This is a genomic window from Anoxybacillus pushchinoensis (genome assembly GCF_900111795.1).
Classification (GTDB): domain Bacteria; phylum Bacillota; class Bacilli; order Bacillales; family Anoxybacillaceae; genus Anoxybacillus; species Anoxybacillus pushchinoensis.
Genome location: NZ_FOJQ01000078.1, coordinates 1 through 7,676, shown reverse-complemented (window position 1 = coordinate 7,676; position 7,676 = coordinate 1). Strand labels below are relative to the sequence as shown.

Genomic DNA, 7,676 nt, shown 5'->3' with positions numbered 1-7,676 from the left:
TTTTTTGGTTCGTATACCTAAAAAAGAGATTTGTTCCATTTTCGGAAATAGAGATGACATAGGTCATAAGCATAAAAAGGGTTTTATGGATTATCAATCCATCAAAATTACAACAAAATCAAAGTCGATTTCAATTCATCACGGATTCAGGTTATATTCATTTTAACATAAATTTGATACAAACTGTTCATCAGTAGTTCTGAGTTTGAGTCAAGACTTTGTGGGAGATTTTTTTGATATTTCGATTCTCTGGATATATTTGGTTTAAATAACCTAGCTTTTGTAAGCGTTTTCTAATCCTCTCATCCTGTTTTCGTGCCCTTTTTTCGCTTTTTTAAACCCTTTCAATGCTTTTAACGCTTGATAAATAGGCGTTCCTGACGAATGATCGAAATAACGGATATTCCCTCGCACCAACTCTGCTACCTTTGTTCCTACGTGCTTCATCGCCTTTTTCACGATCGTTTCTCGTTCCGTTTCTCTTTTCTCCTCCTGCGCAAACACCTCTCCTTTCCATGTCTGAATCGTTAACCCGTCTTTCACGGCTACCATCACGTGTAAAAACGCTCGAATCCCTTCTTCACACCAACTCCGTCCATTTTTTACTCGCTTCGCAAAGACGTGCATCGTTCCCTCTGCACTTCCCATCGGGCGCATTCCGGTCGTATCTATGCCTTTCTCCCGCAACCATTGACGGTAATCACTCAAGCATCCTGGCATCGATTCGATCCGTTGAATCAATCCTTCCAATTGCTTTTCTTTCTTCTCATCCCCTAGGGTGCCTACCGCACTATGCAGTTCGGTTAATAACCCATTTTCATCGAACAAGGCCAGTTTTTTCCGAATCGTCCGGTACTGTGGGTGATCTTTTAAGCATTCACGAATCTCTCGCGCTACGTGGAACCGATCTAGCTGGAAAAACGCTCGCTTCCCGAAATATTCCCGACAAGCCGTAATCCACGCAGCTCCATCGCCATTGATCACCACCCAATCCCTCGTGGGGTCATAGCCGTATTCCTCGATCAAAAATTGTTCTAATCCTTCCCACACCGGCTCGTTTGTTTCGTGTACATAGTGCCGTTTCCCAACCAAGGATACCCGTTTCCCGTTGGCTTTCCATCCTTGGTGCACTGCCAAAATCTTTTCTTCTTTCCCTCTTCGCCGACTTCGCTGCCGTTTCACGTATAATCCGTCCGCCTCCACGAACAACACCTGTCGCTCCATTTCCATCGGACGATGTCTATCCACCGTTGCTTGTAACACGAGCTGCCGAATCGTTTCATGGCTCATCACCGCATAACCTACCATCTTCTCTAACGCTTCGGCGGCTTGGCGATACGAAGGGCCGGTAACGGCTAATTCGATGGCGGTTTCCTCCAATAATGGACTCACTCCCTTTGCGCCATCGAACCCGGGGAAGGGATCTAATAAGCACGTATACACGCCTTTTTCTCGATCCAAATAGTAATTGCGCCGAACCTCCACCTCCCCAAAGAGCGTCTGGATGCGTACCGTTCGTTTATCTTTTAGGTAATAGCGTTTTTTATCTCGTTGGTTGGCTAGCTCTTCATCCAGCCGTTCTAGTACCTGTTGAAGCATTGCTCCATAGGTTTTTTGCAACATCGAAAACAATTCCATTTCTATCTCTTTTAATGTTTGCCCATCTGTGATAAACTGTTGCATAGGACTCTCTGACCTCCTGTTGTGGTTTGGTTGCACTTATCAACATACAGGAAGAGAGTCCTTTTTGCATCTATTTTGCTCATCCTCCTTCTTTTATCAAGGGAATTCCCCCTTGAACCACATGAAAGAGGATTTAACTTCCTCCCACAAACATTTTACTCATACATTTTTTCGTTCAAGCGATCGTCTACAAAAGAAGAGTAAGCATACATTCGAACTAAAAAAGTTCCATCCTCTTCTTCGCTATGTTCGTTTCCATCTCGGGGATTCATATTTAAGGCTTTCAACCACTTTCGAGCAAGATTATATTCCGTCCCGATTCTGTCAATAAACGTTTGGTGAGTTTGCATAATTTAGCCCCCTCTAATTTTCTGTTTAATTTAAACTTGTTCCCAAATTGCTAAAAAATGCACGGATGAACCTTGTATAGATATTTTTTGGTCATTTACATTAAAATCTGGTACAATTAAATTTCCTTTTTTAACATTCAATACTGCCATTTTCGTACCTTCTGGACAATCATCACGTAAACAATCGAACATCAAAAATGCAATATTTGCTGACCGACTTTTCGTCAAATTTATCTCCGCCGGAGTAGTCGTCTCTTTAAAGTATAGTTTAATAAGATAAGGCTCCCCGTCTATAAATAAACCAAGTTCCGGGTTAACACTAATAGCCAAGTTATCATACACCCATAATTTACTTTGTACATCAAACCACTTAAAATCTTTATACCGTTTCAAAAATCTCCGATACCCTTTAATAGCTTCTTTATAATTGTTTATACGATTAACTGGAATATCATGAAGTAAGTTATCCAATTGTGAAAAGTCGTTATTCATTGCGTGAATGTTTACAATTTTGTCGCGTAGTTTCTTCCAATAATCTTTTCCAGGACTATATTCGTTATATTTTATTTCTTTTACTTTACGTATCTTTTGACTATCTGGCATTAAGGTAAAATCTAAAAAAGAAGTCATTGATATTTTTATAGGACGAGTTTTCAAAGCTCATCACCTCTAGTCTAAGAAAGTATTAGATTACTAAAAGAAGAAGGCCAAAAATAATAGACCCTCTTACAAAGTACGTAAAACCGTAAATTCCGTTTTTAATTTTGAGTTAGCTCCACTTGTTTTCACCGTTGTTTTGTCAAAAGGAAAACATGACTTATATTCAACATTCACAGGGGGTTTATGTTCATAGATAAGCGCCGCTTCTACTCTTTCCCGATAAGTTGATTCGACATAGCCAAAAGAAAAACATAGCTCTCTACCTAAACCTACGTATTGTTTCCACTCATCCCATTTCTCATGGTTTTTGATTCGTTCATTCACATTATCTGATTCCCCAATATAAATTAAGCGATGGATGGTGACTGTTTTATTTGAAACATTGTGTTTACATTCATAGACACAATAAACTCCTGATTCTTCCGAAATCCCTCTGATATTCGGCTCTCTCCAATAACCTTCAAAATCAACATTAAATATTTTTTCAGCCAATTTTATCCCTTCTTTCTTTGCTAAAATTTATAGATTTCTTCAAAAAAGAAGGAATTGGGGACTTGACTATCTAATACTTTATAATCAACATAAATATTTGAAGGTAATTTTTTAGGGAAAATTTATAGAAGTCCCCAATTCGTGAAAAGTCCGTTGTTCTGCCAAACAACGGGCTTTTTAATTTGGAGTAGAACGCCGATGGCCACGTACTTTTACACTTTTGCCTCTTACTTTTTTAACGTATGGCTTAACAGGAACAATTTTCTTGCCATCTTTCGTTTTAGCCATAAGCTCGTCCCTCCTTTCATCAAAAAAGAAATATTTACCTATTTACAATTTTTATTATAATCTGTATTTTTAACCGTGACAATATTTATTTAAATAGAATATTATTTTTTCAGCATTTAAACTTTAATAATCCGTGTGTATTATATTATAATTTATATTAACATTACTGTGACGAAGGTGATTCGATGAACAATTCTAGGATTGGTTTTGAAGTTATGAAAAAGATCCTTGAAAAATACGGACCTCTATTAGGAAGTGAATTAAATCAAAAACTTCGGGAAACTATGGATATTTCGTCCGCATATGCTCGAAAAATAATTCAAAGGGCAACAGATAACGAAGTGATTTTTTCCACTAAACCAGTATCGTTCGGAAGAGGACAGTATTTGTATTATTTACAGCACCATAATATTTCAGATGCATTGCAGACAGCATTACAAAAACAGCGAAAAGGATTACATCGAATTTTTCAAAGCCTGGTTCATAATAAAGGAAGGATTTTAACTTCGGAAGCCATCAAAATATCAGCAGCGGTTACCAACCGCAACTTTTTTCCAGCAAATGAGCCAAAAGAGAAAGTGTTAGATAATCTATTACAACTTGGGATTATAAAAGATATATCAAATTATAATGAGATTTCTTATATCATTGCCAAAATGCAAAATATCTCATCCGAAGCTGAACTTTACCCATGGTACAGAAGACATATGGTCAATCGCCTTTTTGCATTAGAGGCTGCTACATGGTTAGAACGTTGTAACATAACAGCGTGGAATCAAACTCATATATTTGATTCTGAGCAAAATCGGGTAGATTTCAATGGACATTTATGGGATGCCGTTGGATTTACCTATCTATATGGCTTTTATGAATCGTATTATGAAAACGAAGAAAAGAAAAAAACACCGTCTTTTGTATTTATGGAAATGCTCTTCCATAGGCAAACTTATTTAGAAGATGTAGAAGGATTTGTAGCCCGTATTGAAATGCAAAGTGCCAGAATGAAAAACTACAAAACAGGAACACGAATCATTCCGATCTTATTTTATCGAACCATTGAAAGAGAAGCATTTGAAATAGCTAAAGAGAAAGGAATTCTTCTTTATTCCATGAGGGACTGGATCGGGGAATTTAGTGTTGAATTATTTGAATACCTCGTTAATCCTTATTATATGGATAATGATTTCTCTAAAAAGTTAGAAACATATTTAAAATCATTACAATTGCTAGGTGGTCAGTATTATAACATTTATCGCGAACTTTTCATTATCAAGCATTCAAAAGCATATTTAGAGCGTGGCTGGAACATAAGACGTCACATTCACTATAGGGTGGGAGAAGATAAATTCTATGCAGATTGGTTAATGTTCGATCATGCAGATACTCCTGTACTTTGTACCTTTATATCCAAATTTTTACCTAAAAAGGAAAAGGAAATGTTGTCATTCTTAGAAAACACTTTCTCAAAATATCAATCCATTTACAGTGACGTAAAAGGTGATTTCATAAAACCAAAATGGATGATTTTTGATGAGGATGGATTGTATCTTCAATCCCCTAATTCATAAACGGAATGCTATAGACTCATTAATAATTAAGAATGTTTTTATGTAAGTGACTAATTCATTCTAGATGAATATCGGATCCCTTCCCATTCTCAATAACCTGTGTTTCGCCAAACTATCGAGGAACCTTAGATTTCACATATAATTAACATAGGATTATTGATACAATAATAAAAAGCCTCCCGTTAACACTCATTTAGCAACAGGAGGCTTTTGACTTTTTAGCTGTACCATTTCCACGCGCTTTTGATGATTTGTTCCAACGAATATTCCGCTTTCCAGCCGAGTTCTTCGTAAATTTTTTGCGATGACGCGACAAGGCGCGCCGGGTCGCCCGGACGGCGGTCGGTGTATTCAATGACGGCTTTACGGCCGGTTACTTTTTTTGTTGACGGAATAACCTTCGACAAGTGACAGGCACTCATACAAGTTATTTTTTCGACTGACGGAGGCAAGTCACAGACTTGCCTCCGTCACGCCTTCGCGTGACAGAGGACCGACAGTCGAAACATACCGATTACTCCATATAAAGACGAAAACGTTAAAGTTCCAAATGGCATTTATATAGAAAATTATTATTCCCTATGTAAATTGAGGGGGGACACACGGCTGTGGATGATCCAAAATTAGGCACCTTTCTCCCATAAATTTAGGCATACTCAAACAAGGCAGCAGCCATCTCCGATTCCCAATCAAGAGGAAATTGCCCAAATAAAAAACGATGAACGAAAGAAATGAACGCGGCAAGAAGAAAAAAGTCAATGAGCGCTCGAAGCTTGAATGTTCGCGATGAATCTTGATAACCAACGGTTTCTGCGATTAAACGAATGTTTTCATCTGACACAATTTTTTTCAACAAATTTAGGAGTGTGATATGCTTGTTCATAAGAGCACCTCCTGAGTATATTGGTATGGTCACTTACATCTACAGGAAAGGTGCTCTTTTTTCTATGTTTCTTATGGATATTATTGGTTAATCAACACTCGTGTTCTATTAATTTTCTTACTATTTCGTATCGTCATCAACCGCTAATATTTTTTCATTATACCCCATCCCTACACTCGACAACTTAACACATATGCTGGTGGAACATTCAGCCAAACCTTTTTAATCTGTATTTCATTAAAATAGGTTTTGAAAAAGTTCATTTTTACTAAGGAATATTGGAAAGCAATAAATTGCCCGTCATTCTTCAATATCTCTTTCACATCGTTTAATATTGTTTCTGAAATATTGGAAGGTAAAGATGCGAAAGGAATACCCGATACAATATAATCCACCTTTGAAATGTTATATTGCTCCATATATTTTTTTGCATGTTCCGCACCATCGTTTATTATTTTAACATTTTGTTTATATTTATATTGACTGAGCATTCCTTCATAAAATTCCTTATTATTCTCGAAAATTATTAACAAAGTGTCTTCTTTTTTTCTTTCAATAAGCTTTTCTGTAAAAACACCAGTTCCCGGACCGTATTCTACAATACATTCACATCTTTCAAAGTCTATATTTTCCACCATTTTTTCCGCCAGATATTTGCTGCTTGGACACACTGCCCCAACAAACCGTGGACTTTTAGCAAATTCTATGAGAAACTTCACCATTGTTACACCAATCCTTGCCCTATAAATGTTTAAGATGATTTTAAATCAGGCGTGTTGATTAACCATTAAAAACCAGTTGACATCGCTCTATTCCTAGCTTTTCTGCCGTAGTCGGCAAGCGGTTCGCTTGCCGACTGGGCATGCTGTACGCATGCCCTCCTCGAACAATGAACGCTTTGCGGGCAAATTACATTTGCCCGCCGGCGTTCTTGTTCGAGGGAAGAGGCAGAAAAGCTTGTGTTCAGCCATATGATTCTGTGTTTTTTAGTAAAATAATGGATAATCAACACTCGTGATTTTAAATAAACTTGTTTAAGACACACTATATAAATACAACTGGGAGGTTTAACTTATGGCTGACGAAAAAGTAGACTCCCTATTTTTTCGAATGTCGGAGGCAAGTCACAGACTTGCCTTCGTCACGCCTTCGCGTGACAGAGGACCGAACAACCTACCGCTTCACAGACAAATGTATTTGTCTAGAAGCGGTGTTGTTCGGTCACCCGACAGTCGAAACATGCCGATTACTCCATAAAAGACGAAAACGTTAAAGTTCTAAATTGCATCTATCCTGAAAACAAAATTTGGCAAAAAACAACCCCCACCTAGCCTTTGGAATATAATTTCTAAAGGAAGGTATTAAAGTTTATATATGGTTTAATTCCTTTATGCACCCATTTTTTCTAACTTCACTTCGTACCCTAACCCCTCTAATTTCTTCACCGTTTGACGCACGATCTTTGCTTCCCGTTGACGATCCCAATAGTCTGCCCCTAATTCTTTATACGGTTCCTTCCGAGTTAACAGGTAATAGATGATTTCTAATATCGTTCGTCCAACTGCCATACTCGCTCGATTCGCCCCTCTTCTTGCGGCTATGCGGTGATATTTCGCGGATAAATACGTATCCTTCTTTCTCGCGGCGGCACGGGCACATTCTACTAAACACGCTCTCAGCTTCTTGTTCCCTTTCCTCGTTCGGCTTGATAACCGTTTCCCCGCACTCTCGTAGTTTCCTGGTGCCATGCCT

8 protein-coding genes and 1 pseudogene are annotated in these 7,676 nt (G+C 38.0%); 1 reads left to right on the top strand and 8 read right to left on the bottom strand.

Annotation, left to right across the window (positions count from 1 at the left end):
• Positions 1–273: 273 nt before the first annotated feature.
• From BM213_RS13520 to BM213_RS13505, 4 genes are all read right to left on the bottom strand, one after another.
• Positions 274–1,683, bottom strand: coding sequence for an ISLre2 family transposase (locus BM213_RS13520; RefSeq protein WP_244149302.1), 1,410 nt, complete (start codon positions 1,681–1,683; stop codon positions 274–276).
• Between the two features lie 155 nt (positions 1,684–1,838).
• Positions 1,839–2,033: a hypothetical protein gene (locus tag BM213_RS13515; RefSeq protein ID WP_091705010.1), complete on the bottom strand. Its 195-nt coding sequence runs from the start codon at positions 2,031–2,033 to the stop codon at positions 1,839–1,841.
• A gap of 30 nt (positions 2,034–2,063) precedes the next feature.
• Positions 2,064–2,690, bottom strand: coding sequence for a hypothetical protein (locus tag BM213_RS13510; protein WP_091705007.1), 627 nt, complete (start codon positions 2,688–2,690; stop codon positions 2,064–2,066).
• A gap of 69 nt (positions 2,691–2,759) precedes the next feature.
• Positions 2,760–3,185, bottom strand: a complete 426-nt coding sequence (locus tag BM213_RS13505; protein ID WP_091705003.1) for a GIY-YIG nuclease family protein — start codon at positions 3,183–3,185, stop codon at positions 2,760–2,762.
• Between the two features lie 473 nt (positions 3,186–3,658).
• Here BM213_RS13505 and BM213_RS13500 point away from each other — a divergent pair, with 473 nt between their 5' ends.
• The gene (locus BM213_RS13500; protein WP_091705001.1) at positions 3,659–5,041 is read left to right on the top strand and encodes a hypothetical protein; all 1,383 of its coding nucleotides are present in this window, start codon (positions 3,659–3,661) and stop codon (positions 5,039–5,041) included.
• Between the two features lie 218 nt (positions 5,042–5,259).
• Here the strand turns inward: BM213_RS13500 and BM213_RS13495 are convergent.
• From BM213_RS13495 to BM213_RS13480, 4 genes and pseudogenes are all read right to left on the bottom strand, one after another.
• Positions 5,260–5,430: pseudogene (locus tag BM213_RS13495) on the bottom strand (GDP-mannose 4,6-dehydratase); the annotation flags it as partial.
• A gap of 257 nt (positions 5,431–5,687) precedes the next feature.
• Positions 5,688–5,924: a hypothetical protein gene (locus BM213_RS15330; protein ID WP_091704998.1), complete on the bottom strand. Its 237-nt coding sequence runs from the start codon at positions 5,922–5,924 to the stop codon at positions 5,688–5,690.
• Positions 5,925–6,094: 170 nt separating this feature from the next.
• On the bottom strand, positions 6,095–6,646 hold the full coding sequence (locus tag BM213_RS13485) for a class I SAM-dependent methyltransferase (protein ID WP_091704995.1): 552 nt from the start codon (positions 6,644–6,646) through the stop codon (positions 6,095–6,097).
• A 666-nt stretch (positions 6,647–7,312) separates the two neighbouring features.
• Positions 7,313–7,676: transposase (locus BM213_RS13480; RefSeq protein ID WP_143091212.1), on the bottom strand; the 364-nt coding region annotated here is incomplete at its 5' end.